Source organism: Salinispora mooreana, assembly GCF_000379065.1.
Classification (GTDB): Bacteria; Actinomycetota; Actinomycetes; order Mycobacteriales; family Micromonosporaceae; genus Micromonospora; species Micromonospora mooreana.
The window spans coordinates 505574-530672 of record NZ_KB900614.1 but is presented as its reverse complement, the minus strand read 5'-3'; the positions used below and the strand labels follow the sequence as shown (position 1 = coordinate 530672).

At 68.7% G+C, this 25099-nt stretch carries 35 protein-coding genes and 1 pseudogene; 3 read left to right on the top strand and 33 right to left on the bottom strand.

Annotated features, from left to right (window positions below; translation table 11 throughout):
- Positions 1–20 precede the first annotated feature (20 nt).
- From SALPAC6_RS0102455 to SALPAC6_RS0102315, 30 genes and pseudogenes are all read right to left on the bottom strand, one after another.
- On the bottom strand, positions 21–281 hold the full coding sequence (locus SALPAC6_RS0102455) for a hypothetical protein (RefSeq protein WP_223874359.1): 261 nt from the start codon (positions 279–281) through the stop codon (positions 21–23).
- Positions 278–2188: a phage minor capsid protein gene (locus SALPAC6_RS0102450; protein WP_018251866.1), complete on the bottom strand. Its 1911-nt coding sequence runs from the start codon at positions 2186–2188 to the stop codon at positions 278–280. The genes SALPAC6_RS0102455 and SALPAC6_RS0102450 overlap by 4 nt, the downstream gene beginning before the upstream one ends.
- Before the next feature lie 4 nt (positions 2189–2192).
- Positions 2193–3803 (bottom strand): hypothetical protein, encoded by a 1611-nt coding sequence (locus SALPAC6_RS0102445; RefSeq protein ID WP_018251865.1) that lies wholly within the window; start codon positions 3801–3803, stop codon positions 2193–2195.
- 15 nt (positions 3804–3818) lie between these two features.
- Positions 3819–5084, bottom strand: coding sequence for a PBSX family phage terminase large subunit (locus SALPAC6_RS0102440; RefSeq protein ID WP_018251864.1), 1266 nt, complete (start codon positions 5082–5084; stop codon positions 3819–3821).
- The gene (locus tag SALPAC6_RS0102435) at positions 5074–5586 is read right to left on the bottom strand and encodes a hypothetical protein (RefSeq protein ID WP_018251863.1); all 513 of its coding nucleotides are present in this window, start codon (positions 5584–5586) and stop codon (positions 5074–5076) included. Before SALPAC6_RS0102435 ends, SALPAC6_RS0102440 begins: the two co-directional genes overlap by 11 nt.
- Positions 5587–5648: 62 nt before the next feature.
- Complete coding sequence (locus SALPAC6_RS0102430) at positions 5649–6248, bottom strand: hypothetical protein (RefSeq protein ID WP_018251862.1); 600 nt, start codon at positions 6246–6248, stop codon at positions 5649–5651.
- A gap of 138 nt (positions 6249–6386) precedes the next feature.
- On the bottom strand, positions 6387–6656 hold the full coding sequence (locus SALPAC6_RS0102425) for a hypothetical protein (protein ID WP_018251861.1): 270 nt from the start codon (positions 6654–6656) through the stop codon (positions 6387–6389).
- A gap of 120 nt (positions 6657–6776) precedes the next feature.
- Positions 6777–7835 carry a hypothetical protein gene (locus tag SALPAC6_RS29900; protein WP_018251860.1) on the bottom strand — a complete coding sequence of 353 codons (1059 nt, stop codon included), beginning with the start codon at positions 7833–7835 and terminating at the stop codon, positions 6777–6779.
- On the bottom strand, positions 7832–8182 hold the full coding sequence (locus SALPAC6_RS0102415) for a PadR family transcriptional regulator (RefSeq protein ID WP_018251859.1): 351 nt from the start codon (positions 8180–8182) through the stop codon (positions 7832–7834). The genes SALPAC6_RS29900 and SALPAC6_RS0102415 overlap by 4 nt, the downstream gene beginning before the upstream one ends.
- An 81-nt stretch (positions 8183–8263) precedes the next feature.
- Positions 8264–8890, bottom strand: coding sequence for a hypothetical protein (locus tag SALPAC6_RS0102410; protein ID WP_018251858.1), 627 nt, complete (start codon positions 8888–8890; stop codon positions 8264–8266).
- Positions 8887–10479 carry a DNA cytosine methyltransferase gene (locus SALPAC6_RS0102405; protein WP_018251857.1) on the bottom strand — a complete coding sequence of 531 codons (1593 nt, stop codon included), beginning with the start codon at positions 10477–10479 and terminating at the stop codon, positions 8887–8889. Before SALPAC6_RS0102405 ends, SALPAC6_RS0102410 begins: the two co-directional genes overlap by 4 nt.
- A 9-nt stretch (positions 10480–10488) precedes the next feature.
- Positions 10489–10965, bottom strand: a pseudogene (locus SALPAC6_RS0102400) (hypothetical protein); the annotation flags it as partial.
- A complete protein-coding gene (locus tag SALPAC6_RS0102395) occupies positions 10958–11317 on the bottom strand; it encodes a hypothetical protein (RefSeq protein ID WP_018251855.1) in 360 nt (119 codons plus the stop codon). The gene SALPAC6_RS0102395 and the pseudogene SALPAC6_RS0102400, both read right to left, overlap by 8 nt.
- Positions 11317–11646 carry a hypothetical protein gene (locus tag SALPAC6_RS25250; RefSeq protein WP_018251854.1) on the bottom strand — a complete coding sequence of 110 codons (330 nt, stop codon included), beginning with the start codon at positions 11644–11646 and terminating at the stop codon, positions 11317–11319. The genes SALPAC6_RS0102395 and SALPAC6_RS25250 overlap by 1 nt, the downstream gene beginning before the upstream one ends.
- On the bottom strand, positions 11643–13964 hold the full coding sequence (locus SALPAC6_RS0102385; RefSeq protein ID WP_018251853.1) for an AAA family ATPase: 2322 nt from the start codon (positions 13962–13964) through the stop codon (positions 11643–11645). Before SALPAC6_RS0102385 ends, SALPAC6_RS25250 begins: the two co-directional genes overlap by 4 nt.
- A 119-nt stretch (positions 13965–14083) precedes the next feature.
- On the bottom strand, positions 14084–14704 hold the full coding sequence (locus tag SALPAC6_RS0102380) for a hypothetical protein (RefSeq protein ID WP_026189255.1): 621 nt from the start codon (positions 14702–14704) through the stop codon (positions 14084–14086).
- Between the two features lie 85 nt (positions 14705–14789).
- Entirely contained in the window at positions 14790–15488 is a 699-nt protein-coding gene (locus SALPAC6_RS0102375; protein ID WP_223874365.1) for a PD-(D/E)XK nuclease family protein, read from the bottom strand.
- A gap of 221 nt (positions 15489–15709) precedes the next feature.
- Positions 15710–16060 carry a hypothetical protein gene (locus SALPAC6_RS25245; RefSeq protein ID WP_018251851.1) on the bottom strand — a complete coding sequence of 117 codons (351 nt, stop codon included), beginning with the start codon at positions 16058–16060 and terminating at the stop codon, positions 15710–15712.
- A 64-nt stretch (positions 16061–16124) separates the two neighbouring features.
- Positions 16125–16460: a hypothetical protein gene (locus SALPAC6_RS27095; protein WP_162562057.1), complete on the bottom strand. Its 336-nt coding sequence runs from the start codon at positions 16458–16460 to the stop codon at positions 16125–16127.
- A complete protein-coding gene (locus tag SALPAC6_RS29615) occupies positions 16457–16615 on the bottom strand; it encodes a hypothetical protein (protein WP_162561551.1) in 159 nt (52 codons plus the stop codon). The genes SALPAC6_RS27095 and SALPAC6_RS29615 overlap by 4 nt, the downstream gene beginning before the upstream one ends.
- A complete protein-coding gene (locus SALPAC6_RS0102360) occupies positions 16612–16899 on the bottom strand; it encodes a hypothetical protein (RefSeq protein WP_018251849.1) in 288 nt (95 codons plus the stop codon). The genes SALPAC6_RS29615 and SALPAC6_RS0102360 overlap by 4 nt, the downstream gene beginning before the upstream one ends.
- Positions 16896–17120 carry a hypothetical protein gene (locus tag SALPAC6_RS0102355; RefSeq protein ID WP_018251848.1) on the bottom strand — a complete coding sequence of 75 codons (225 nt, stop codon included), beginning with the start codon at positions 17118–17120 and terminating at the stop codon, positions 16896–16898. The genes SALPAC6_RS0102360 and SALPAC6_RS0102355 overlap by 4 nt, the downstream gene beginning before the upstream one ends.
- A gap of 1 nt (position 17121) precedes the next feature.
- On the bottom strand, positions 17122–17346 hold the full coding sequence (locus SALPAC6_RS0102350; protein WP_018251847.1) for a hypothetical protein: 225 nt from the start codon (positions 17344–17346) through the stop codon (positions 17122–17124).
- Entirely contained in the window at positions 17343–17546 is a 204-nt protein-coding gene (locus tag SALPAC6_RS0102345) for a hypothetical protein (protein WP_018251846.1), read from the bottom strand. Before SALPAC6_RS0102345 ends, SALPAC6_RS0102350 begins: the two co-directional genes overlap by 4 nt.
- A complete protein-coding gene (locus SALPAC6_RS0102340) occupies positions 17543–17800 on the bottom strand; it encodes a hypothetical protein (RefSeq protein WP_018251845.1) in 258 nt (85 codons plus the stop codon). Before SALPAC6_RS0102340 ends, SALPAC6_RS0102345 begins: the two co-directional genes overlap by 4 nt.
- Positions 17797–18297, bottom strand: a complete 501-nt coding sequence (locus SALPAC6_RS0102335) for a hypothetical protein (RefSeq protein ID WP_018251844.1) — start codon at positions 18295–18297, stop codon at positions 17797–17799. Before SALPAC6_RS0102335 ends, SALPAC6_RS0102340 begins: the two co-directional genes overlap by 4 nt.
- Positions 18298–18369: 72 nt before the next feature.
- Complete coding sequence (locus SALPAC6_RS0102330; protein ID WP_018251843.1) at positions 18370–18579, bottom strand: hypothetical protein; 210 nt, start codon at positions 18577–18579, stop codon at positions 18370–18372.
- Complete coding sequence (locus tag SALPAC6_RS0102325; protein WP_018251842.1) at positions 18576–19052, bottom strand: HNH endonuclease signature motif containing protein; 477 nt, start codon at positions 19050–19052, stop codon at positions 18576–18578. Before SALPAC6_RS0102325 ends, SALPAC6_RS0102330 begins: the two co-directional genes overlap by 4 nt.
- Positions 19049–19306, bottom strand: a complete 258-nt coding sequence (locus tag SALPAC6_RS0102320) for a hypothetical protein (protein WP_018251841.1) — start codon at positions 19304–19306, stop codon at positions 19049–19051. Before SALPAC6_RS0102320 ends, SALPAC6_RS0102325 begins: the two co-directional genes overlap by 4 nt.
- Positions 19303–19554, bottom strand: a complete 252-nt coding sequence (locus tag SALPAC6_RS0102315; protein ID WP_018251840.1) for a hypothetical protein — start codon at positions 19552–19554, stop codon at positions 19303–19305. Before SALPAC6_RS0102315 ends, SALPAC6_RS0102320 begins: the two co-directional genes overlap by 4 nt.
- A 207-nt stretch (positions 19555–19761) precedes the next feature.
- Between SALPAC6_RS0102315 and SALPAC6_RS0102310 the strand changes: the two genes are divergently transcribed.
- Positions 19762–20181 (top strand): transcriptional regulator, encoded by a 420-nt coding sequence (locus SALPAC6_RS0102310; protein ID WP_223874375.1) that lies wholly within the window; start codon positions 19762–19764, stop codon positions 20179–20181.
- 375 nt (positions 20182–20556) lie between these two features.
- On the opposite strand, the gene SALPAC6_RS0102305 is transcribed toward SALPAC6_RS0102310, so the two are convergent.
- The gene (locus SALPAC6_RS0102305) at positions 20557–21195 is read right to left on the bottom strand and encodes a TMEM175 family protein (RefSeq protein ID WP_018251838.1); all 639 of its coding nucleotides are present in this window, start codon (positions 21193–21195) and stop codon (positions 20557–20559) included.
- Positions 21196–21440: 245 nt separating this feature from the next.
- Positions 21441–22364, bottom strand: a complete 924-nt coding sequence (locus SALPAC6_RS0102300; protein ID WP_026189253.1) for a polysaccharide deacetylase family protein — start codon at positions 22362–22364, stop codon at positions 21441–21443.
- Positions 22365–22700: 336 nt separating this feature from the next.
- Between SALPAC6_RS0102300 and SALPAC6_RS0102295 the strand changes: the two genes are divergently transcribed.
- Together SALPAC6_RS0102295 and SALPAC6_RS0102290 are read left to right on the top strand one after the other, a co-directional pair.
- Positions 22701–23498, top strand: coding sequence for an alpha/beta fold hydrolase (locus SALPAC6_RS0102295; RefSeq protein WP_018251836.1), 798 nt, complete (start codon positions 22701–22703; stop codon positions 23496–23498).
- 134 nt (positions 23499–23632) lie between these two features.
- The gene (locus SALPAC6_RS0102290; protein WP_018251835.1) at positions 23633–24781 is read left to right on the top strand and encodes a polysaccharide pyruvyl transferase family protein; all 1149 of its coding nucleotides are present in this window, start codon (positions 23633–23635) and stop codon (positions 24779–24781) included.
- Between the two features lie 5 nt (positions 24782–24786).
- Here SALPAC6_RS0102290 and SALPAC6_RS0102285 read toward each other — a convergent pair whose 3' ends face one another.
- Positions 24787–24993 (bottom strand): hypothetical protein, encoded by a 207-nt coding sequence (locus SALPAC6_RS0102285; RefSeq protein ID WP_018251834.1) that lies wholly within the window; start codon positions 24991–24993, stop codon positions 24787–24789.
- Between the last annotated feature and the right edge of the window lie 106 nt (positions 24994–25099).

The following is a 25099-nucleotide window of genomic DNA, read 5'->3' as shown; positions in this document are numbered from 1 at the left end:
GTGCGCCGGGCTGGCGTAGGTCAGTCCAGGCCCATGATTTGCCGGGCCCGGGCGTGGAATTCGTCCTGGGCGGCCGGCGGGGCCTCGAGGTCGACGTGGTGCAGGTTGTAGTCGCTGCCCGGCGTCGGATGCTCGTCAGGGTGGAACCCCGCGCTGTCGGCGTGACGGGCTACCCAGTTGCGGTGCCATTCGCCGAGTTCGGCCAGGCGGCGGACCCGGTCGGCGGAGGGCCGGACCGGGCGGCGGCGAGGTCGGGGCATGTGGGGGTCAGGGTCTGTCATAGCCACTTCACCCCTTCCCAGTCCGAGCCGAGCATGGCGCGCTTACCGATCCAGTCAGCGTCGTCGGCAGATCGGCCGCATTGGCTGATCTCCCACGCCGACGGGTAGTCGTCGCTGCCGAACGCCTCGTATTCGGCGCGTTCCAGGATAGCTTCAGCCTGCTCGATTTGCGTTTTGTCGGTCGTGGATCTGATCTCGCGGCGGAGGCGGTGCAGGATCTCGTCGGCTGATTCCTCGTCGGCGAAGTCGTAGCCGTGACTAGCCCACGTATAGCCGCCGATGTCGATGTTGGCGTGGACTTCGATGCGGGTAATGCCCTGCGACCGGTACCAGCCCTCCAAGTGGGCGTTGAACTCACTGGCGAAGCCCTTCCCCCGTTGCTCCCGGCCGAGTTGGAGGAAGGCGTGCACGGCGACAAGTTGCCCATCGTCGTCGCGGTAAAACGCTCGCTGAACATTACCGACCTCGGTGCCATCCAACGCGTCCGCGTAGATCTTGGCGCGGACCAGGATGCCATGGAGGTCGCCGGCATGGCCGAATTCGTCGTAGCTTTCGACGCCGTTCACTTCCACGATCAGGCCGGCGTACTCCCCTCCGACTATCTCGGCCATGACATCGCCGGCCATGTCTCGGCCCGCAGCCTCATCCAGGTCTACCTCCAGCAGCCCTGGTAGGTCATCCACCCGGGGCGGCGGTTGGGGTGCGCGAATCCACTGCGGCAGTGCCGCCGGTGTAGGTGTAGCGGCCGGTGATGGCCTACTGGCTGGCTGGTTCCCGGCGCCGGGCTGTTCCCGGTAGCGCAGCCGCTTCAGTTCCGGGTTCGCGGCGAGATGCTCGCGCATCGTCTTCTGCCAGGCGCGGATCTTTGCGCGGGCGGCGGTCTTCGCCTCCGGTGTCAGCGCACCCGTTTCGCGTTCCTTCCAGCGGCGAATCTGCCGTTCGATCGCACGCTGTCGGTCTTTGGCCTCGTACCCGTCGGGGTTGGCGGTCGGCTTGGCCGGTCGGCGGGTCGCCCCGGGCAGGTACGCGCGGAGACTGTGTGTGCAGTTCGGGTGTTGAAGGCCCGCGGCTCGGGCCTGCTCCACCGTCCCGGCCACGTCCACGGTCACGATGCGGCCCTCGTCGAGTGCGCTGGGCATTTCAACCCGACCCCGCTCGGCGCCGGATATCGACAGGATGGCGCCTTCCCAGGGACGGCAGCGCTCACACTCGCGGGGACTGTCAGACACGATGACAAGATCAATACCGAGGCTGGTGAGCCGATCGGTCTGCCCTTGCACGGCGGCGCGTTGGGTGACGGTGCGAGCGGCCATCTCCACGTACGACGACAGCCGCCACTGCCGGCCGCGGACATCAGTGAATGATGTGACCCCCTGGTCGATGAACTTTTGGTACGCCCACTGGGATGCCTGCCGGCGGGTCATCCCCCCGACCACCGATACCGCGGTCGCCCGCTGCACCACCGACCGGTACACGTCCATCACGTGCCGCAAGACGTTGGAGTGCCGCTGCCCCACATCGTCGAGTAGCGCGGAGGCGAGGGACTCCATCACCCCGGCGCGGATGCCCTGCGCCCGGATCACTCCAGCCGCCCGGCCGGCGTCCGGGTCGCGGGGCAGCAACCGGGCGGGGATGCCGGCGGTGGCGGTGGCCTGACCGCTGCGGTACGCGGAGGCGAGCATGCCGCGGATGTGGCCGGACGTGTCTGCGGCGACCAGGGCGAGCACCTGCTCGACCGTGCTACGCACCGTGGCGAGGGCGCCGAGGCGTTGCGCCTGCCAGTCGGCGGCGTCGATCCCGGTGGCCAGGCGCCGGGTGACCTCCGTGAGGATTGCCTGTTCGGCGTCGCGGTACAGGTCAACCAGGGTGCGGGTGGTGGCCTCGATCTGCTCGCCGGACAGGGCCATCGGGCTACGCCTCCACCGTCGTCTCCTCGTCGGCCTGGTCGTTGTCCTGGGTGTTGCCGGCGAGCGCCCCTAACGCCGGCCCGACCTCAACGGGGGTGGGCTGGTCGTCGCGGATGCGGGCCACCTCGGCGTGGACCTGGGTGTCGTCCCAGTCGGGGTGCAGCATCCGTACCTTGGTGTCGGTCGAGGCTGCCTGCGCTGCCTCGATGAGCTGGAGCGTCCGGGCTACCGTCTCCGGTGATTCGGACACGCTGTCGCCGAACTCGACGCTCGGCCGCACCGGGTCGGGCCGGCTACCGCCGAGCTGGGCGCGCTCAACCGCGAGGAGCAGCTCCACTGCCTCGGCGATGGCGGGCTTCCACGCCTGGATCCGGTTGCCCCGGGTGGTGAAGGACATCCTTTCTCGGGCCTGCACCTCCGTGGCTGTCACGGCGACATCGCCCTCATCGCCCAGGGTTTGGCTGCTCAGGCCGGCGTGCCGCATCGCGATTTTCATAGCCTCGTCGAGTGATGCCTTGTGCTCGGCGTGGCGGATGGCGAACTGGCTGAGGGTGATGCCCTGTCCTTGGTCGGGGAGCGCGTTGACCGACGTGTACACCTCCCGGTCGGCGTTCCATGTCGCGCCTTGGCCGGGCCCGTTGGACTGGAGCATGTAGTCCGGGATCATGATGCGGGCGCGGGCGAGGCGGATGTCGCGCATCCACGATGTCCACACCTCGTCGGCGGTGTCGAAGGTCTGTTCATTTCCGTCGAAATCGCTACGGCCGAGGTACTTCAGGCCCGGCATGCTGCGCCACAGCCTCTGCGGGCCAGTATTCGGGATCCGCACGACATCCAGCCGGTCCAGGCCGGTGGCCTGAGCACCTGTCTCATCCACGAGGTCGGCCAGGTGGCGGGTGTCGGGGTGGTCTGCCAGGCTCAGCGGCCGTCCGAGCTGGTCGGGGGTGCCCTCGTGCACGGCGTAGGTAATCCGGCCGGTGCGGGATCCGGCGGCCCCGGTGACCACATCGTGGTGCTCCAGTAGCCGGATCACTGTCCGGTCGTCACGCTCCAGCTCGGACCAAAACGTGACCTCGATCAGCCGGCCCCACCGCAAGGCCGGCAGGGCCCCGTCGGCGTGCACCGCGGCGAGGAACGCCCGATCCGGGAAGACGTCGCGGTCGATGACCGGCCGTAGGTACACGTCGCCGAGCGCCGACGCAGCCTCCGCAGCGTGCAGCAAGACGGCGTTAAGGCCGTCCTCCTGGAGCTGCTCCAGCCGCGCCATCACACCACGGTCCTCGTGAGTCAGGGCGGGCGGTTCAGCGAGCAGCAGATTCCCTGCCGTGGCGGCCAGGTCAGCGGGCAGCGGCACATGCAGGCGACCGTCACGCTGCCCGGCCGGTGGCGGAGTGCCCCACAACCAGCGCGACAGGTAGCCCACAACACCACCGGCGTACTGGCTGGCCCGCACCCGGTCCGACGGGGCGAGTCTGGTGCCGGTGACAGCCCGGTTCAGGTATACGGAGCGAAGCCGGTCAGGGTCGCCCGTGTACCACGCGTCCCAGTCCCTGTAGGCCGTGTAGGCGGGTGCGTGCGTGGGAGGCGGCCAGGCGCCGCCGGTGGGGATCGGCACCGGGCATCCCTTCGGTCAGGTGAGGTTGAGCGCACCCCGCAGTAGCGGACGCCACAGCACCTCGGGGGTTTTGATCGCGTACCGGCCGGCATCCAACGAGTGGTCGCCGACCTTGATCGGCTTGTCCTCACCAAGGAGGGCAGCCTTGTCGTCCCACACATAGCCGGGTATTTCGGCGATCCAGCCCTCGCACGAGTCGTGCACGAAAAGCTGGCCCTCGGCGAGCAGTGAGGCGATGAGTCGGATGCCATCGAGTACGTCGTTGTCGGCGGCTACCGGCATGAGGCCGTCGCGGAAGAGCTGGTGGCGGAAGCCGGCGGCGGCCGGGTCGACGCACACCCACTCAGGCTGGACACGCATATTGTCCAGCCAGCTACGTAGCCGCGCCGAGTATTCGGCCTGGGTGAGCTGCCGCATCCGCTGCTTCGAGTCCCACCGCCACTCCCGGCACAGGTACAGGCGGCCGTCGTCACCAACGCCCAGTAGTAGTCCGGCGAACGGGTTGACGTCTCCGTAGTCCACGCCGAGGGAAACCCAACGGGTGATGTACGGTAGCTCGCTGACCACGTGCCGGTCCGGGTCCCAGCCTTCGTAGACCGCGCCCTCGGCCATGACCCACTGGCCGAGGATCATCCGCCGATACCACAGGCCCGTGTACTGCCGTCGATACCGATCCTTGACCCGCTCAGATAAGAACGGGTTGTCATCGAGGCCGAAATGCCAGATCGCCCAGTCACCGTGCAGCCGCCCACCGGGGCGGGCTTCGTCGATGCCGTTGGCTTTCAGCCAGTGCCGCGGGTTGTCCGGGTTCGTGTTGCCGAACAGTTGGGCGCCGTCGAGAGAGCAGCGGGCGAGTAGCTGTTCGTGGAAGCTCTGCGGCATCAGCGACCACTCGTCAACGTAGGCCGACGCGCAGGTCATGCCACGGAGCCGGTTTTCGGAGCGCTCGTCGTTGAAGGTGATGACCTCGATGATGCGGCCGAGGATCGTCGCTGTCGGTGCTCCCCGGGTGTAGGTGGTGGCCTTGGACAGCGGGCCGAACAGCCGGGAGTCACGTAGCGGGTTAAAAATGTTCCGTACGGCTGTGTCGTAGGTCTTCGCGCACACCACAAGATCGCCGCTGGTGGGAGCATCGGCTACCTGCATCAGCCAGCGCAGCAACCCGGAGGCGGTCTTCCCGGATCGGACGGCACCCTCGGCGAGGTTCACGAACGCGTCGGAGTCAACCACGTAGTCGATCTGCTTCTCGGACAGGGGCAGGGCGCGCAGGTTAACCACCATCGGTGGACCCCGCCTGGTCGCGGGCGGCGCGTAGCTGGTCGCGCAGCTCCAACAGCATGCCCTTTTCGTCGTCGCTGCCGGCGGCCTTGTCGTACTCGGCCAGCTTGAGCGCCGTGCCCGCAAGGGCCTGGATCGCGTTGGCGATGTTGCGTTTGTCGGCGAACGGCGGCTCTTCCAACGTGGTCGAGTTGTAGTCGTTTTCCCGACCGCCGAAGTTGTAGACCAGGGCCGGAGCGAACATTTGTGCCATGAGTTTCTGGGCGGCTTGGAGGGCGTCAACGTGGAGTTGTGCGCGGCGGGCAGCGCCGTCGGCTTTGCAGGCTTCGGTGGCCTTGGCGGTCGCGCCGGACCGCTCGAAGGACAGACCCAGCTCCTGAGCGAGGCGACTGATGGTGCGTCCCGAACGGCCGATTGTCCGGCCGATCTCGTTGCGCGACAGGCCCTGGCCGTGCAGTTCGCGGACCCGGTCGTAGTCGGCCTGGGTGACTGGTCGGGCGGTCATGGTGTGTCGCTCCGTCCCGGTCTGCGACCTGCCCGCCTCCACGTGCAGATGTCGTAGCGGCGTTACAACCACTGCTCATCGATGTTGCCGGCGTACAGGTAGGCGGTGCGGTAGTCCGGCCTCGCGAACAGCGCTGACTCGCCCGCGTACACGGCAACGAGCAGACCCGGCCGATACCACCAGCCGTTGGTAATGCCACCAACCTCTGCGACCGGTTGCATGGTGTTCAGGTCGAGCTGGTCGACGGCCGAACCGGTCAGCCTGGTGACCGTGTCCGCGATGTCCATCGCCGCCCATGCCAGAGCCAGGGCCTCAACCCACCCGTCGATGCTGCAATACAACGGGATCCACTGCCCATCGTCGCCACCGGCGATTCCGATCGTGCCGTCCGGTCCGATCAGGAACGAATACGGCACAGCAGTGCGTTGTGGACCGGCCTCGAAAAGCCACCCCTTGGGAGCAAACGTGTCTTCCCACTCCGGCGTGTCCACGCTGAGCATCCGTGGACCCGCCGCATCTTCGGGTATGCCCGGCGCGGACGGCAGGACAAGACCACCCCACCGGGCCTGATACGCCTCGGCGCGGTCGATGACCTCGTCAGGAACCTGCGCCTTCTGCCATGCGCCTCGAAACTGGCTCACCGGCGGCGCATCGAGCCACACTCCGTGAACGTCGACGAACGAGCGAGCACGTCTGCTCAAACCCGTCGGCGGCCGACGAAAGTTCCACACATGTGCATGGTATCGGGGCTTGGGCACACTCCGCCTGTGCGGTGGATGTGTGAAAACATGATTGCTCGGTTAGGCGGCTCTCGTCAACTCGACACGCGTGCGGCCCCGGCCGGTGGTGCGGGTGAGCATCTCCACGTGGGCGGCCTGGTCGTAGCGGTACCAGGTGGTGCCGCGTCCTTGCCCGGGTAGGTGGTGGGCGGGCAGGAGGCCGTGCAGCCTGTCACCGGAGTCGCGGGACCGGCGGGCCCAGTCACGCACGCGGGCGGCGGTGATGTCGGGGCCGAGGGCGTGGGCGATCTGCGCGGCGGTGCCGTAGCGGTGACCGACAAGACTGATCATGATTCGAGCGTATGTCCCTGTGCATAGGGCGGCACGGTGAGGACGGGTGGCCTCTCCTCTAGCAGTGGCGGTGGCCCCGGGTTCAGCCGGCGAGTGCGGCGGGCTGAACCCGGGGCCGCTCTAGGTTGTCGTTGCCGTGGGCTGCACTGTGGTCTGGTTGCGGCCCGTGGCCGCTAGGACGAGGATCGTGAGTCCGATGACCAGTGCTACGCCGACATATTCAGCGGCGGGACTAACCACTATCCATCGATATGTCGGAGCGAAGGGGTAGATGCCAGGGGGGTCAGTGAATACGGGCTCGGCCAGCGTCCCGTACAGGCTGACGGTGGATGTGGCGGCGAATCCGAGTGCGGTGATGCCGAGCGCGAAAGCCGCCAGCCGGTGCGGTAGCGACCGACGTCGGAGGCGGTACATCGTCCAGCCGGTAAGGACCCAGCCGGTGCCCGCTCCAACGAGCCAGCCCAGCAGGATAGCTCCCGGTTCCCACGTCGGTTGCGCCGGGGAGATCTCTCCGGTTGACAGGACCGTACCGGAAGGGGTGGTAACCGTGGTGGCGGTGAGCACAAGGCCACCCCGGGTCGCCTGAAACCTTTGGACGAGTTTTTCCCGTCGCTCGTCCCATCCCTCATTTCGGCTTGAGTCGGAAATGGTCGTGACGGGCCCGCTCGTCCAGCCGTCGGCCCGCAGTCGTTCCTGCGCATGGTCAACTGACCAATTCGGGACTGAGAGCGGTTGCGCGGCGGACACGGTCACCCCGCGCCAGAGCGTCCGCGGGCTGTCATATCGGTGGACTTCCGGTGTGGTCAGTGGGACTCCGCTGACGGTTTCGGCGGTCTGTACGGCTGCTGTGTCCGACGGGAGATCGACAGTTGTGTGCCATGCCAGCCAGGAGGCCGAGGCTGCGCCCACGGCGCCGAGGGTCATGGCCGTTAGTACGGCTGCTATGACGGCTGATTTGCCGGTTGGTAGTCGGAACCACTGCCGTAGTGCTCCGCGTAGCAGGTCCGCTACGTCGGCCTGGTGGGGCTTTCGTTGGCCCGGTTCGGCGGAGTCCATCAGCGTGGTGAGGATTTCCTGGCCGTGGGTCCGGCGGTAGCCGATCGGGTATGCCCACAAGAGTCGCCGGTGCCAGCGTTCTAATTCGGTGTGCTCTGGTATGACCTCCCCCGAGGCGGTCATGCGGGAGTACCGAAGGCGTTGGGGAGTCCGAGTGTCGAGTCGGGTCGGGCTTGTAGTCGGCTTTCCGCCACTTCCGCTTGCTTGCGCAGGCGGCGGGCCCGCTCGGCAAGCCGGCCGGCGCCCGCGTCGGTGAGCCGGTAGTAGCGACGTAGCCGCCCGTCAACGACCTCCTGGCGGTCGACCGCGATGAGTTCCTGCTCCATTAGGCGGTCGAGGGCTCCGTAGAGGGTGCCGGCCCGCAGCTTCACCGTCCCCTCGGAGATCTCGGCGACCTCCTGGGTCACTCTGTAGCCATGTTTGGGCCCCGTCGCCAACGCGGTGAGGATCAGGAACGTTGGTTCCTGCATTGATGCCATGCAGAACAGATTACGTTGGACGGTATATGCCGTCAAGCTGTATCAGTGAGGTGATCACCGCCCAGGCGGCGGTCACGGTGGTGCGGTGACGACAGCATGTCGGGGCCAGATGTGCCGTACGCCCTCCAGCCCGCCGGGGCAGCGGCAGTCGGGGGTGTGCCGGCAGTCGGCGGAGCATACGACGGTGCGGGCGGCGGCGGGCCCGACGGTGGTCGCCTCCAGGCTGCGGCGCTGGCATCCGGGGCAGTCGCCGGGGATCCGCGTGCGGTAGGGCGGTTGGTCGATCCAGCCGCGGGCCAGCTCGTCTTCGTCGGCGAGGTGCACCGCGAGGAGGCCGAGGGCGCGGGGCGGCAGGCCGAGTCCGGGTAGGGCGGTGAGGATGCGCTCCAGCGGGTCGCGCCCGGGTGGGAGCCGGTACATGTCGGCGAGCCAGGTCAGCCGGTCGTGGAGGCGTCGGGTCCGCTGCGCCCACGTCTGGGTGCGCGGTGGGGGCCGGTCGGCGGTCAGCGTGGCGACAGGGTCGGCGTGTCCGCCGATGGGGTGGATGGTGCCGTGGATGGGGCTGCGCAGGATGGGGGCGGCGGCGGTGAGGGTGTCGCCTCGGTGCCGGGCCTCGGTGGTGGCGAGCGCGTTCAGGTGTTGTCTGGCGGTGTGGATGGACCAGGCGGCGGCGGTGGCGTGCAGGTGGTGCGGTGTCACGGGATGGCCTCCGGTCGTGGGGAATGGCCGGTGATGGCTTCGGCAACGGCCGCGATCAAGTCGCGGGCGGTAGGTGGTGTGACGGCGTTGCCGAGTTGGCGCACCCTCTCGCGTTTGTTGCCGAGCACCCGGTAACCGGCGTCGAACGCCATCGCGGCCTGGATCTCGTGGGGCTCCAGCATGCGGAACGTGCAGTCGTCGACCCCGACGTCGGCGGCGCCCACGAGGGCGTTGCGGTCGACGGTGGTCACTGTGCCGGCGGGCTGGCCGACGGGTCGGGCGTGGCCGTTGCCGTAGTAGGGCACGAGCAGGTGATCCCAGCGGATCAGCGACTGCACCGACGATGCGGTCTGCGTGCGCAGCGGCTCACCGACCGGGGTGGACATCTGCCCGGGGCAGCCCCGGGCGGTCATGTTGCGCATGACGAGGGCGTGGTGGTTACCGGCCGCCGCCACGGTGTCCAGCGGCGCGGCGTGGGCGGGCTTGGCGGTGTTGTTCGCCCGCATCGGCACCACCAGCGCCTCGGTGTCGCGGGTGGTGCGGGTGCGGAACGGCTCGGCGACGGTGCGGGCTTCGTCGTTCCAGGTCCCACCGGCGGGCACGAGCATCGTGTTGACGAGTCCGAGGTGGTTGCCGGAGGCGGTCAGCGTCGGCAGCGGCACCTCCGGCGCGGTGGTGCGCCGCTCGTGCGGGCCGCCGCGGTGGATGGTGACGAACCGCTGCCCGGCGTGCCGCTTGAGCCCGGCCTCGATGCGGGCGATGGTCTTCGCGGCCAAGGGGCGGGTGCGGTCGCCGATGCGCTCGCCGGGCAACGTCCAGTCGATCGCGGCGGCGGCCGGCAGCACCCCCGGCATGACCTCGATGTGGCAGCGGGCGGTGGGGCACCGGTAGACGTACTGCTGGCGGTAGCGGCCCCACGGCGCGTCGGGCCGCTTCCACGCCTGCACCGCCCGGACGGTCTTCTCGCAGCGGGGGCACCACGCGGCGGGGCGGGTCCACCGGTTGAGGTCGGGGCAGCGGTCGCCGGTCAGGTGCCCGACGGCGTACCAGCGGTCCCGCGACTGCGGCGCGCCGTCGCCGATGGCTTGGGCGAACATCGAGTTCAGGTAGACGAAGTGCAGGCAGTAGCCGGCGGTGCGCAGCGCCGTGGCCCAGGCGTCGAAGTACAGCCACTGCCGCACGTCCACGACGTTTTCCACGATGAACGCCCGGTACGGCCGCCCGCGCAGCTTCATCGCTTCCACGAACCGGCAGACGTCCCACATGGTCGCCCGGGACCGCTCGGCGGCCTCGTCGGGCAACGTCTGGTCGAACAGGTCGGGTTGCCGGTCGCCGCGCCGCTTGCCCTTGGCCTGTGAGTGGTTGGTGCACTCCGGGGATGCCCACAGGATGTCGGTGGCCGGGTAGCGGCGCGGGTCGGTCTGGGAGATGTCCGCGCAGTCGTGATCGGCGTCGGGGTGGTTGGTGTTGTGCGTGTCCACCGCGAGTCGCCAGTGGTTCGCGGCCATGCGCACCCGCACCCCGGGCACCTGGATCGCGCCGGAGGACGACCCGCCGGCGCCGCAGAACAGGTCGGTGATGGTCAGCACCAGTCAGCCCTCCTGCGTGCTGCCGGCGGCGGCGGTGCTGTGGTCCGGGCAGAGCACCGTGAGGCCACGCAGACGCATCCAGCCCCGATCCGATGGGCCGACATCTGCGCGATAACTCCGGCGACATCCCGGGTAGACGCAGTAGCGGATCAGGGTGCCCGCGTCGTGCGCGCTGCTGGGCCGGGAACCGAGGATGTCCCATGCAGACACGCGCTCTTGGTCGGTGCGCTTTGTGTCGTCGCGGATCTCGACGATGAGGTCACCCGCGACGGAGAGGGCATGGCGGAAGCTGTCGCGCTCGGCGGCGAGTTGGTCGACGAGTTCGGCGGCGGTGGCGAGGGGGTTGTGGCAGCCGGCGCGGTTGAGGGCGGCCCACACGTCGGTGAGGGTTTCGAGCGCCTGCTGGCAGTCGTCGGGGGCGGTGGTGGTGGCGTGGTGGTCGTGGCGGCATTCGCCGTAGATGGGTAGGCGGGTGGGCTCAGGCATCGGTGGCTCCGTTGGGGATGTAGCCGGCGTCGGAGAGCAGACGTACAGCGGTGGCGCCGTCGAGGAGGACGTAGGCGTGGGCGGGGCTGGTTTTGCCGCGCCGCTTGATCCAGGCAAGGCCGATTCGGGCGCCGTCGTTAGCGGTTTCTGTGCTGGTTTCGTCGGCGTAGGCGGCGAGGGTGACGGTTTTCTCGTTTTTGCATTCGATGACGACGCCGGGGATTCCGGCGATGTCGCCGCGGTCGTTTGCCCCGTTGAGGGTGCGGCGTTCGGCGTGGGGTGCGCCGTTGTCGCGTAGGTAGGTGACGACTGCGGTTTCCCAGGCGGTTCCTTTTCGTTTGCTGGCGCTCATTAGAACGGGATCACCTCTTCTGTTGTTTCGGTGGTGTCGTCGGTGGTGGTGGCGTGGTGTTCGGTGGGGGTGGGGTTCCCGCAGTGGTGTTCTGGGAGTACGGGGGCGCGGTTGGCGCTTTTGATGCGTTCTTGGTCGAGGTGGATGAGGCCGGTTCGGGTGAGTCGGTAGATGGTTCGGGTGGTGAGGATGGCGGCGATGATGCCGGCCCTGTTGAGGGGTGTGGGGTCGGCTCGTGTGTGGAGTCCTTCGGCCCAGCCGGTGAGGACGACGGTGCGGCAGCGGTGGCAGGTGTGGACCTTGACGGGGGTGGTGTGGAGGTGGCTCATGGCGTTCTGCCGCCTTGGCCGTGGCAGTGGGGGCATTGGCGTAGCCGTCCGGGGCCGTGTCGGTGGTAGCGGCTGCCGCATCGTGGGCAGGTGCCCCAGTCGCCCTGTGAGTGGGTGTGGCGGTGGCAGGGGCAGCCGGTGGTGGCGGGGGCGGCGAAGGTGGCGACCGCGCGGTCGCTGTTTTTTGATCTTTGTTCGCTGCGAACCGAACCGCGCGCTTCCATATAAGCGCGGTCGCGCGGTTGCGGAACCGCGCGGTCGCGGGGTTCCGCGCGGTCCGCGCGGTCGGCTTCTAGGTAGTGTGCTGTGTCCCGATTGTTGACTTTTTCTTGCCTTATGGCCCCTATCTGTACTGCGTACCGGATCGCGGCGCGGGCATCGTCCCGGACGACACCGTGCTTCTCCTCCAACCCGGCCACGATCTTGGTTTGGCTCAGGCCCGGGTTCACGGTCACGTAGTCGACCGCCAAGTCGAGGTAGCGCGCGTCCTTCACCTCCTTGCGGGACCCGCCTCCGGTCACCGTCAGGCGCCGACTCGCGGCCGTGAACTCCAGCTGCGTCTCGGGTAGCTCGACGTCACGACCAACGGCGGTCAGGTAGCGGGCCGGGTCGGGGTTCTCGCGGTCTTCATCGGCGCGCACAAGCCGCCATTCGGCGTCGGGCCAGTCCCGCAGCCGGGATGCTCCCCGCCCCCGTTCTCCGTTATGGCCCATGTGGTGAACCACAAGCGCCTCTTCTACATCAGCCTCTTTGAGAAGGGCTTCGAAGGCGACGAGGAACCGACCGACATCGCGGTTGTCTTTCTCGTCGAGGCCGAACGCGGCGAGTACCGGACCGAGGCAGTCAAGAATGACTGTCCGACCGGAAACCGACCGGATGCGTTCAACCCATTCATTGCGGCGCTGTTCGTCGAACAGGTCGAATGAGGACACGGCGCCCCGTAGGGGCACCACAATGACGCGCTGCTGATTGGTGATTGTTTGGTCGGCCAGCCAGCGGCGCAGATTCTGCCGGGACAGCTCGACGTCGAATACGACGATGGTTCCGTCCTGGACCGGGTCGGCGTGGAAGCGGTCGAGGAACGGGGTGCCGTCGGCCAGGCTGCGGATCAGGTTGTCGCGCAGGGTGGTCTTTCCGGCTTTGGCTTGGGCGACGAGCATGACCCGGCCGTGGCGGGGCCACAGCTCGTCGACCAGGTAGCGCACGGGTTCGTCGGGCTCGGCGAGTAGGTCGGGGAGGGCGACGAAATCCGGTGGTGGCAGGCGGGCCGCGGTTTCGGCTCGGAGAGTGGCTTCGGCGGCGCGGCGGGCGCGGAGGCGCACGAGTTCGTTGTCGGTGAGCTGGGCGAGGCGGGCGGCTTCTGCTTCGGCGGTGAGCTGCGTAGCGGGGGTGAGGGTGGCGGGCTGCTGCGAGGTTGTGGGGTAGCGGTACCAGACGTCGGTGAGCTTGTCGTGGGCTTCTTCCCAGGTGACGGGGTAGCGGGCGGCGGGTGGCTGGGCGCAGTCGGACCATCGGGCCCGCATCAGGTTTCCGGCTTCGGCAAGGGTGAGCCCGGGCAGGTTGCGTAGGTGCCCGGCGTAGGAGACGAGGGCGGCGTGACGGGTGCCGTCGGGGATGTGGCCGGAGTGTGGGTTGTGCGGGCCGGTCAGCCCGTCGGGGAGGCTGACCGGAGCAGCGGGTGTCGCCTCGGCGGGGTTACCGCGGGCGCGTTGGATCATGTCGGCGATGGTGGCGCCGCTGTCGTCGTCGTCCAGCTCGTCGAGGTTGGGTTCGATCAACCACCGGTAGCGTTCGGGCTGGCCGGTGGTTTTCGAGACACGCACGGTGGGCGCGATGAACGCGAACCCGCGGCCGTCACCGTCGGGGCGTCCGCCCTTGACGTCAACACCGGGGGCGATGTTGTCACGGGAGCCGACGGCGAGAGCGGCGATGAAGTCGTGGGTGCCGCCGCTCGGGGTGGCGGCCTGGCCGTAGCTGGTCGGCCACGCCCCGGCGGCTTTGAGGCCACCCACCGTGGTGTCGCCGCCGTTGCGGGGGTCAACGTCGAGTAGGTCGATGCGGTGGCCCATGACGGCACACAGCGCCCACCCGGGCCGCCACCGGTTGACCACGTCGAGGGTAGGGGTGCTGGTCTCCCAGCGCCTAGGTAAGTGGAAGCCGGAAACCGATGTGCCTTTACACCAGGGCACACACTCGCCGTCGACGTGGGGTGGGGCGACGAACAGCGGCACCCCGGCCTGGACGAGGCCGCGGGCGATGGTGAGAGCCCGCTCGATGTCGTCGTCGGCGGGGCGGGTGGGGGCGACGAGTGCGGTCATGTGCTGGCCTGCCGTGTCTCGGTCGCCGTGCTGGTCATCGACTCTTTGCTCCGCTTCGGGTCATGCCGGCCCCCGCCCCGGATCGAAAGGGCGGGGGCCGGCGGGTTGAACTGTGCGGGTCAGGCGCCGAGGGCGCCGAGCTGCGCCCGGGCCTCGGGGGTGAGCTGCGCCAGAACCGCCGGGTCCAGCGCGGCCGGCGGCGTGGCCGCCGGGACCGCCGCGGGCGCGGGGCCGGCTGGTATGGCCGCCGGGACCTGGGCGGGAACCGCCGCAGGAGTGGAGACCGGCGGGGCGGGAACCGGCGCCAGGGCCGCGGCGGGCTGGGCGGCCGGGGTGGGCGCCGTCAACGCGGTAACGAACCCAGGATTCGCGGCCATCCACTGCTCGGCGAAAGCCACGGCCTGCGCGTCGCCGGTGGCGTCGTCGAGCTCGAACGGCGGCTGCTGTCCAGGCTTGCCGGTGCCGATGCTCATCCGGGCCAAGACCAGCTCGCCGAGCTGCCGCTTGAGAGCGCCGACGAGTTTGCCCTGCAACCACAAGACATCGCGGTAGATGACACCGTGGCTGCCGTCGGCGTTGGTTTGGGTGAGCACGGCGACATCGCAGCGGATGCCGTCCTTCTCCCCGAAGCTGGTCTTGATGCCCTGGGCGTGTTCGGTCGGCCGGACGATCAGGAGCTGACCGACGAGGTCTTTCGCGGCGAGGATGTCTCCGCTGCTGCTGGGGGCGTTGAACTGCACTGTCGTGTCCCTTTCGGTATGAGCTGCGGCGTCTGCTGCGGCTACTGGGTTTGTTGCGTGGCTCCCGGCCACGGATTGGCCGGAGCTATCCCGGTCCGGGGCAGCCGGTGGTGTCGGCGGGCCCGCCGGGCCGGTAGAACGGGCACCAGGTACAGGCGACCTGGTCCGCGTGGGCGGGGATGTGCCCGATGGGTAGGGCCGCGGCGAGCTGCCGCACGGTGGTGGCACGCCGCAGCGCATCGTGGGCGATCTGCGGCCGGTAGGGCTCCGACCAGACATGCAGATCGGTGAGGTACCCCGACCTCGGGTAAAACGCGATCGCGACCTCCCGGACCGGCCGCCCGGCCTGCGCGTGGCCCAGCCCGTACAGGTGGATTTGCGTCCGGTACTGGTTGGAGGGTCCGTGGTTGATGTACTTCTTCAGGGCGGTCGCGCCGACCACCTTGTGGTCGATGACAACGTGCCGGTCGGCGTCGTACAGGTCACACGACCCGGAAACCCCATGCTGATCCGCGCCGGCCGTGACGCGTTCCTCCACCCAGTACCGGCGCTGCCCGTAGTCTCGGCTGCCGTTCGGTGGCCCCAACACTTCCGCGTTGTACCGGTCGATAGCGATAGCCAGGTTCTCGTGCACCGCAGTACCGACGAACGCGAACCACGGGTCAGCGGCCGTATTGACCGGCTCCGCCCCGGCATACCGGTAGGCGAGACGGCGCATGCAGTCCACGCCGATCTCCGACGGGCCGACAGCACGCTGACGCGACCGGGGGGCGTTGGCCGACACCCACCGCACCATATCGATGAGCTCGGCTTTGATCGGATGCGCCGTCGGCCCTGCTGGCGCCGCGAACACCCCAGCGCCAGCAGTAAGAACAGGCTGATCGGGAACCGCAGCAGGCCGAACACACCCGACATGCAGACCGTGGGCCCACAGGCTAGGGTCCAGCGGCTCACCACAGTTCGCGGCGCACGCAACACGCGACAACTTGACGGCGCGAGTCACGGTCACGCCTTCCGCTCGAAACGGCGAGCCCGGTACGCGGTGAACAGCTCCGGCACCTCCGCCTTGAGCGCGTCCACATCCACCTCATCGCGGGTGACCGTGACCGTGTACTTGACCGCCAGGTCGGGGTGGTCCTGGGCGAAGCGGCGTGCGTTGAACTGGCCGGTGTGCCGCCACGTGAACACTGGCCGCCCACCAATGTGCCCCTCGGTGCGGTCGCCCATCACGGACTGGATGCGCTTACGGAGCGTCTCCGCAGCCCCACCCCATTTCTTGGCCTCAGCCTCAGCGTGATTGAGCGCGTCTACCAGCGGCGCCAGTTCATCCAGGTGGACCGGGTTCATCGGGTTCATCAATTCCTCTCCTTCGGATAGCGGTGAGAGCGGACCGTTCCTGCCCGGACCGCCCACCTGCCGGTCATGACGCGCCCACCCGCCGCCTGACGCGAGGCTTGCGGCCGATCAGCCCGGCCTGCACGTCAGCCGCATGCTGGACATCGCCGTGGGCCACGCACAGCAGCAGCTCCCCGTCACCACTGACTCGCCGCCGGCTGGCAGTGCGGATATCGACCCCACCGGCTCCGCCCCGCTCATGGGCGACCAGGACACAGTGCTGACACTGCACCCGCCGGGCAGGCCCATAGCCGCCCCATCGCACTGCCCCGGCCTGCACACCCACCCCGCCACGAGGCGTGGCCACCTCGACGGGCCGCGGCGCGGCGGACAAGCCCAACTGCTCACTGCTGTCGTTCACCGCGGCCTCGCCTTCGGCCAACGGTGAGAGCGGACCGTCCGCACCCGGACCGCCCGCGGCAGATCCCCAGGCGTACGCCGGTGCCGGCCCGTCACCCGCACCGGCCGGGACAGGTGCGCGGCCATGGGCAGGACGATCGCGTCGATGAGGCTCACCGGCCCGCCTCCTCACGGCCGGCGCCGAGCCGCTCCCGCGCGGCCACCAAACCCACCCGCAGCTGCTGGGAGGTGCTGATGGCCTGGTCCCGATCAGTGCGGGCCTGCCGCAGGTCGGCGCCGAGCCCGCGGGCCAGATCCCGCCACAGGCGGAGCTGCCGGGTACGCCGCTCGTAGGCAGCCGTGGCGGTGTCCAGCTCGTCCTGGAGCCGGGCCCGCTCGGCGTCGGCCGCGTCCAGGGCTGCGGCCAGCTCCCGCAGCTCCCGCACCATGTCGTCGGTCATGTGAGGCTCCAGATCAGCAGTGCGAGCAGCAGGTACAGGCCGACGCCGATGAGCAGCCCGACTAGCAGGCCAGCGAGGATGCGGACGGACCCCGGGACGGAGTCGGCAGCGTGCCGGGCACCCTCCACCGCCGGGCAGGCCAGACCGTGGTCACGGCCGGGAACGGTCAGGCAGCCGGGGCACAGCCCGGGGCCGGAGTGGGTCTGCTGGTGGCGTGCCATCTCAGGCCACCTCCCGCAGCGCCGGGTCCGGCAGTGGGACCAGGCCGGGACAGTGCGGCGGCAACACCACCGGCATCTCCGGCGGCGGCGGGTAGGTCCCGTCCGCCACGCCCCGCCAGTAGGTGCACGCCTCGTCATGAGGCTCCCCGGGCAGGTGCCCGCACAGCGGGTCCGGGACCGTGATCGGGACATCGTCGGCAGTGAGTGGCCAGGATTTGGCGCTCATCGGGCACCGCCCGTGATGCGGTGCTGCTCCTGGGCGCACTCGGCCAGATGCCGCAGCCCGTCGCCGACCGGGCTCGGCGGGAGTGCCGCGTACTCGGCGGCGCGGTCGGCGAGTACGTCGTCACTGGCGCGGTCGAGATCCCAGGCGAGATGCCGCAGGACCACCGCGTCCACCGGGTCGATGGGGTTGAGGCCGGTCATCGGGCACCGCCCTCGGCGTGCTCGGGCTGCTCCGGCTGGCTGATCGTGATCGTGCCGAGAGCGGTGTCGTCGCCGTCAACGACGTTGATCCGCCCGTTCCCGCCGAATATCAGCCCGATGACATCGAGGTCGTAACCGGCAGAGCTCAGCTCGTCAACGATCCTGTAGAGGATCCCGTCGCCACCGTCGACCACGGCGGCCGGGATGCCGAGGACACCGAAGTCGAGGGTGATCGGCTGGTTGAGGGCTCTCATCGGGCACCGCCTTCGGCACGCTCGGCCTCCAGCTCGGCCACCCGGGCCCGCAACGCCACCAGCTCCGCATCCTCCGGCGCCGGGATCCGGGTCGACGCGGTGACGGACAGGCCGCCGACCGCGGCGTTTGCCTGACGCTCCCAGAGAGACGCCACCCGCCCATCGGTGGCCGTCACGTTGAGGGCGGCGGCGATCGCATCCACAACGGGTTGGCGCTCCTCGTGACCCTGCTCCACGTACAGCCCGACATGCAGCGACAGGGTCGCGCTCACCCGGGGGGCCGCCGTGCCGGCGAGAGAGGCCACCCGGTCAGCCGCCCGACGCAGGTCAGCGGCGAGGGACAGCCAGTAGTCCGGCTGCGGCTCGGCGGCCGGCGTGGGCAGCGGGTGCTCACAGTCCCGCCCGCGGCTGCGGAAGCAGGCCGGCGAGCAGTAGACGCCAGCCGCGGCGGCGGCGCACATCTGCCGCTCGGTGGTGTCGGTACGATCGGTGTGCATCTGCACTTCTCCTTTTGATGGTTGGTTGGTGCGGGTGTCGAGCCCTTCGCCGATCTGCGGTCGGCGGGGGGCTCACTTACTTCCGGCGTGCGCCTCGTCAATGAGGTCTTCGAGGCGCTGCCGTTGCCACTCCCGCTCCTCGGCGGGCGTGGCCGGCCGCATCCACCGCGGCTCCGGCACCGAGGCTGGCGGCGCGGACAGCGAGGCCAGGCCGATGGCGATCAGGGCCAGACCGACCGCGATCAGGGCGACCGCGCGGGCAAGAAGGGCGGCGGTGGTCATTGGGCGGCCTTGCTGCCCAACCGCTCACGGCGGCACGTCTTGCACTCGCGCCGGGCGTAGCCCTTCGGAGTGCGCCGTGAGTAGGTGTTCTGTGGCGTGTACTCGTGGCCCTGCCGGCAGTGGGTCTTCGCCGCGTTGTGATGGGGCATGGTGTGGCGCGAGCGGAGCAGGTTCTGCCGCTGCGTTACCGCCTCCAAATGGGTCGGATTCACGCACCGTCGATGCCGGCACTCGATACCACCAGGACAGGTGGTGTCAGTGTTGTGGCAGGTGTGGTCGATGCTCATCCCATCGGGGATTGGCCGGACCATCAGTTGGTAGGCGACACGGTGCGCGCCACCACCACTCTTGCCGAAGATCCCGTAGCCGTCGGGGTTGGTGTGGCCACGCCAGGGCCAGCAGGCGTCAAGTCCGGCGGCTGTGTCGACCTGGGCGATGAAGGCGCGAAGCCGAAGCGGGTTGACGGCGTTCATGCGGCGGCCTGACGGGTGCGGGCTTTAGCGGACTTGCGGGCAAGATCCGCCATGTGCGCGCGACGCAACAGATCGATTCGACGGGCCCGCTCGGCGGGGTCGGTGATCTCGGCGGGAACCTGGGCGTCCCAGCGGGCAGCGAGGCCGCGCTGACCGCGTTGACCGGTGGCCTTGGGATCAAGGTCGCGAGCGGCGCGGCGGAGCCCACCGATACGGCCGGCGGCGACGCGGTCCTTGCGGAGCTGCTGGTTCATGAGGCCGCCCGTTCCCACATGGCGTCACGGGGGAGGCCGAGGCGCTCTGCGGCCCGGCGTTCCTGACGGGCGGTGGTGTCGATACCCCGGCGCCAGCGGTTGAGGGTGGCTCGGGAGATACCCATTAAGGTGGCGCGCTCGTCGTCGGTCTGTGCGCCGAGGGAGGCGCAACGCTTGTTGACGATGTCCCAGCGCAGTCGCCATGTGTCTGAGGTGACACTGCGAGCGACCGTTGAGGTCTCATGCATGGCACCATCATGCACGTCTCATGGGTGAGACGCAAGTAAGACCTCAAAGTTCCTAGTATGACATTTGGTCGATGGAGAGTGTCATCCATGACACTAGATGTAGCGCTCCCGAACTGCTGTATCGCGCGGTCTAGACCTTCGTCTCAAAGGCGACACGTGTCATGTATGACGACGACAATGTCCGCGCAACGGACCTACCGTGTTCGCATGGCCTCTCCCGAGCAAGAGCAAAGAAGTCACGACTTCGCGCAGCTCCTGCGTGCAGGCCGCAAGGCAATAGGCTGGACACAAGAGGACGTCATCGAAGAGGCCGGCCTGTCTCGGTCGACGTACCTGCGGTGGGAGGCTGGCAGGGTGGAGCGCCCAGACCCCGATCAGGTCCGCGCGGTTTGCCGCGTGCTGCACATCGACCCGCGGGAGGCGGCCGTTGCGCTCGGCTACCTCACGCGGGAAGAGATTGGGCTCGGGCCGGAGCCTCCGCGGATGTTTGACGCAACGGTGGAGGAAGTCGTTCAGATCCTCCAAGATCCCTCTGTGTCTGAGATCGAGAAGCGCGAGTGGGTCCAATACCTGAAGTTTCGCACAGGGCGGCCGACGGAGCCGAGCCGTCGTCGGCGAGCAGGATAGGCTCATCGCGTTAGGCAGAACTCGCCTATAGGGTTGTCGCTCATCTTCCTAACACGGTGAGCGCGTGTTGCTTGGCCGCTCGAAGCTGGACGCCTTACAAGCGAGGGGTCGCAGGTTCGAAACCTGCCGCGCCCACCCTGCACCACCAGCACTGACGACGGGCCTGGAGGTCGCCTCCCAGGCCGTGACAGCCACGGCGGTTCGGAAAGACCTGGCCGTCGATTTTGCGGACCTTGAAGCGGGCAGGTGGCTTGCCTTGGCGCCGGGGGTCTCCCCGGGTTGCCCCCGGTGCCGGTCCTACCGGCGGGGCAGGTCGACAACATGGACCGGTCGACAGTGACGTGGTCGTTTTGTGACACGGCCTCCACCCGACGGCTAGTCACACTCGTCTTTCGCCCGGCCGGAAGGCGGGAGGTCGCCCGGGCCGCGGATGACGTAGATCGCCACCAGAAGTAGGTAGGACAGCAGGCTGAGGGTTGGATTGATGAAGACGATCGCGAAGGCGATCAGGTAGAGCAGCGGGCGGATGAGGTAGCGGCGGGAGACCGACGCCGCCAGTCGGGGATCGAGATCCGGGTTGAGCAGTCCGCGCCAGCGCGCCCACCACCAGGACAGATTGAAAAACAGCGCTTCGCCGAGCACCGCGCCGACGTAGATCGCGGCCGACAACCGCTGGTCCAGTTCGCTGCCCCGAAGGTGGTCCGAGAGTTGGTTGGCCGTGAACGGGATGGCCGCCACGAACATCAGCATCAGCAGGTTCAGCACCAACAGCATCTGGTCGACCCGGACCACGTATCGCCAACTGTTGTGGTGGGCCAGCCAGATCTGGCCGACGACGGCGAAGGTGATGACGTAGGCGAGGAAGGCTCGCCACTCCTGTTGTAGCCGCGACACCAGGTCTGTGTCGGCCGCTCCCTCCGGGTTGAACTGGAGCAGCTCCACCGCCATCAGAGTCAGTGCGACGGCGATCACGGCGTCGCTGAAGGCCTCTACCCGGGCAGTGTCCCGGGACATCTCGCTGTCTCGCCGAAACCGGTGTCTCGGTCCTCCACCCGTCTGCGTCACGTCATCCCTGTCTCCGCCAGATCCGGACACCTGATCGTCACCCGGCGGGGGCGGCGCGAGTGCCGAAAGCACTCTCAGAGGACCGGAGCGACCCACTTTCGAGGTGACTGAGCAGGGGCAGGCGCCGGTCGGCAGCGGCTACCAGCGTGCTCCGACAAGTGCGTCGTGGCGTCGACCTAGCCTGGTGTGGACGGTCACCAGCGGGGAGGTTGCTCCGGAGAAGTGGCAGCGGGGAGCACGTGGTCGAGTCTTCGGAAGCGTAAGCCGCGGGCTGTGAGAGCTGGCAGTGCGCGTTCGACGCCGGCGGCTGTCCCCGACCCAGGGCGGTTGAAGTGTGCCAGCAGGATTCCGCCGGGGCGGAGCAGTAGGAACTGCTGGTAGACCTGGTTGGCGCTTGCGGTGGCGCCGGAGTCGCCGTTGACGCTGAACATCACGATCCACTCGCCCATCGCTCGGGACACCTGCGTGGCCACGTTGTCGGCGTGGGCTGTTCCAGGGCGGAAGAACCTTGGTCGGAGGTCGTAGTTGGTGGCCATCCACGTGTGCATTCCGGCAATTTCGTCGTACACCTCGGCAACGTCTTTCGTGCCGGCGATTCCGTACGCAGAGCGACCGGAAACTGACAGCGGGCGATGGTTGGTGCCGTGATTGCCGATCTCGAACAGGGGGTCGGCCACGAGGCTCTCAAATTCCTGTCGATGAGTGGTTGCCCAGCGCTGGTTGACAAACAGCGTCGCCGGTATGTGGTGCTCCCGCAGCGTGTTGATCAGCCGTTCGTCGTATCCGCTGCTGTCGCTGCACGCGTCAAATGTCAGGCAGGCGGAGTTGCGAGTCAGGGAGGTGTCGGTCGGAAATGTCGACCAGGAGCTGTCCGGATGTAATCCCCAATAGTGTGGCGTCCGGGTGCCATACCGACTGATGATTTCTTGTCGGGACGGCAGCGTGCCGGTGGCGGTAGCCGTTGGTGATGGTGGCGCCGGGGTGGCAATGGTGTCGACGGGGGGCTCTATCCAGGCAGGATCACTTCCGTGGGCACCGCGGTCGGTCCACCATGGGGCTTTCTTCGTCCCGGCGATGGCGGTTAGCCCGCCAAGTGCCGCGACGCCGGTCAGCGCCATCATTTTTCTGCGGCTGAATGATTGTGGTGGTCGGTTCCGACCGTTAGTCGCCTCCGGCCTGCCTGTCATTCACGGATCATACCCATCAACGTGAGGTAAGTTCGAATTTCGTCGAGGGCGTCGCCCCCGCGCGCGGCCGGTGCGCCGAGCAGCTCCCGACGAGCCGACGCCCAACGGTGTTCGGCCACCAGGGCCGCCGGGACGCAGGCGAGCAGTCGGAACGGGTTGTCCGGTTCCGCGACGGACCTGGAACGGTCAGCACCGACGGCGACAACTGGGCAATAGGATCGCCGGTATGCACGGTGATGCGGGCCGCCAGAGGACGGGTGGGGAACCGTGAGCTACGCCGATGTCAACGGGCTTCGAATGTGGTATGAGTGGCACGGCGCCGGACACCCGCTGGTGTTGCTGCACGGCGGCCTCGGGTCGACCGAAGCGTTCGCCCCGCTTCTGCCAGCCCTGACGGAGCGGCGCAGCGTCCTCGCGGTGGATCTTCAGGGGCATGGCCGCACCGCCGACGTGGACCGTCCGCTCCGGTACGAGTCACTGGCCGACGATGTCGCCGCGTTGGTCACGACGCTTGGTCTGCCTAAGGTTGACGTGCTCGGATACTCGCTGGGCGGCGGGGTGGGGCTGCGTACCGCGATCCAGCATCCGGACCTGGTCGGCCGGCTGGTGGTGGTCTCCGCGCCCTGCCGCCAGCAGGGCTGGTATCAAGCGACCCGCACCGCGATGGCGCAGCAGGACGAGGCGGTTGGGGAGCGGATGCAGGGCACCCCAGCGCACCAACGGTACCTCCGGATCGCGCCCCGGCCAGCCGAGTGGCCCCAGCTATGGGCGAAGTCGGGGGAGCTGCTGCGGCGCGAGTACGACTGGTCGGCGGAGGTGGCCGCCCTCGTCCTGCCCACGTTGCTGGTCTTCGCCGACGCGGACTCGGTGGCCACTGCGCACATGGTGGAGTTCTTCGGGCTGCTCGGTGGCGGTCACCGGGACGCCGACTGGGACGGTACCGGCCGGTCGGCCGCCCGGTTGGCGGTGCTGCCCGGCCTCACCCACTACGACATCCTCTCGTCCCCGGCCCTGCCGGCGGCGGTGCTGCCCTTCCTCACCCACCCCGCCGGTCCTCCCGGCTGACACCGGCCCCGGCCCGACGACGTTTTATCCGCCGTCGGCCCGGTCGCGCTCCTGCGCCCCCACCGGCCGCCGAGGCAGGACTGTTCCTCGGCGTTCCGGGAAGTCCGCGTGGACGCACCCGGGAGGAGCGACGGATGACAGCTGGCACCGGCTTGACCATCGGTGTGCTCGGCTCGTACGGCGGTCGTAACCTCGGTGACGAGGCAATCCTCACCGGCCTCCTGGCCGACCTGCGGGAGCAGGAGCCGAACGCCCGGATCATTGTCTTCTCCCGCAACCCCGACCACACCCGGGCGGCTCACCCGGAGGTGGAGGCGGTGCCGTGGGAGGGGGTGAGCCGCACCGACTCGTCCCCGCTGCTCGCCCAGCTCGATCTGCTCATCCTGGGGGGCGGCGGGATCCTCTACGACCAGGAGGCCCGCCGATACCTGCGGGTCGTCCGGGTCGCCCAGGAGCGTGGCCTGCCGCTGCTCACCTACGCGGTGGGGGTCGGCCCGCTCAGTGAGATCGTGGACACCGGGATGGTCCGCGAGACGTTGGCCGGGGCAACCCAGGTCACGGTGCGGGACCAGGAGTCTCGGATGCTCCTGGAGGAGGCCGGGCTGCTCAACCCGATCACGGTCACCGCGGATCCGGCGTTTCTTCTGGAGCCGGAGGACTTCCCCGTGCACCTGCTTCGGGAGGAGGGAGTGCCGGCGGGTCGGCATCTGGTTGGGATGAGTGTGCGTGAACCGGGGCGGGCCGCCGAACGGCTCGATGTTGACGGCTACCACCGGCTCCTGGCCCAGATCGGTGACTTCTTGGTGCACCGAATCGACGCCAATGTTCTTTTCGTCCCGATGGAGCGGGACGATATTCGGCACTCCCACGGCGTGTTGTCACACATGGTCGCCGCCGAACGGGGGCGCATCCTGCACGGAAGCTACTCACCCCAACAGGTGCTCGGCCTGATGCGTCACTTCGACCTGGCGGTTGGCATGCGGCTGCACTTTCTGATCTTCGCCGCGATGGTGAACACGCCGTTTCTTCCTCTGCCGTATGCCGGCAAGGTCTTCGATCTGGCCCAGCGCCTCGGCGTCCCCGCCCTGCGCGGGGTGGAGCGGGAGGTCGAGGGCCCGCTGCTGGCCGAGGTCGACCGGCTGTGGGACGAGCGGGACCAGCGCGCCGAGGCCACCGCCCGGCGGGTCGCCGAGGTGTGCGAGGAGGCCCGGGGCACCTCGAAGGTGACTCGCGTGGTGCTGGAGAGTCTCCGGACCCAGTCGATGGTCTCCGTGGACGGGTGAGCCGGTCAGACCGCCGTACCCCGCCAGCAGTAGCGCCACCTCCGGGCATCTCCCGCCACTGTCTCCAACTCGTAGATCTCGGCGTCGGCGAGTCCGCCGTCGCCGAGGTGGTGGTGGGTCAGCGGTGGGCGACCGTTCGGGTCCAGTTCGACGGTGACGGTCTGCCCGTCGGACGAACCACCGGCCAGCGGAATCTCCACGGTTGGCGCCATGCGCCCCATCCTGCCCCGACCGACGCGTCGGCGGAGCGGAAGCGTCGGCCCCGGAAAACCGGTACGGGGCAGGAGCGGGTCTGCTACGGCGGTGACGAGCCTGGCA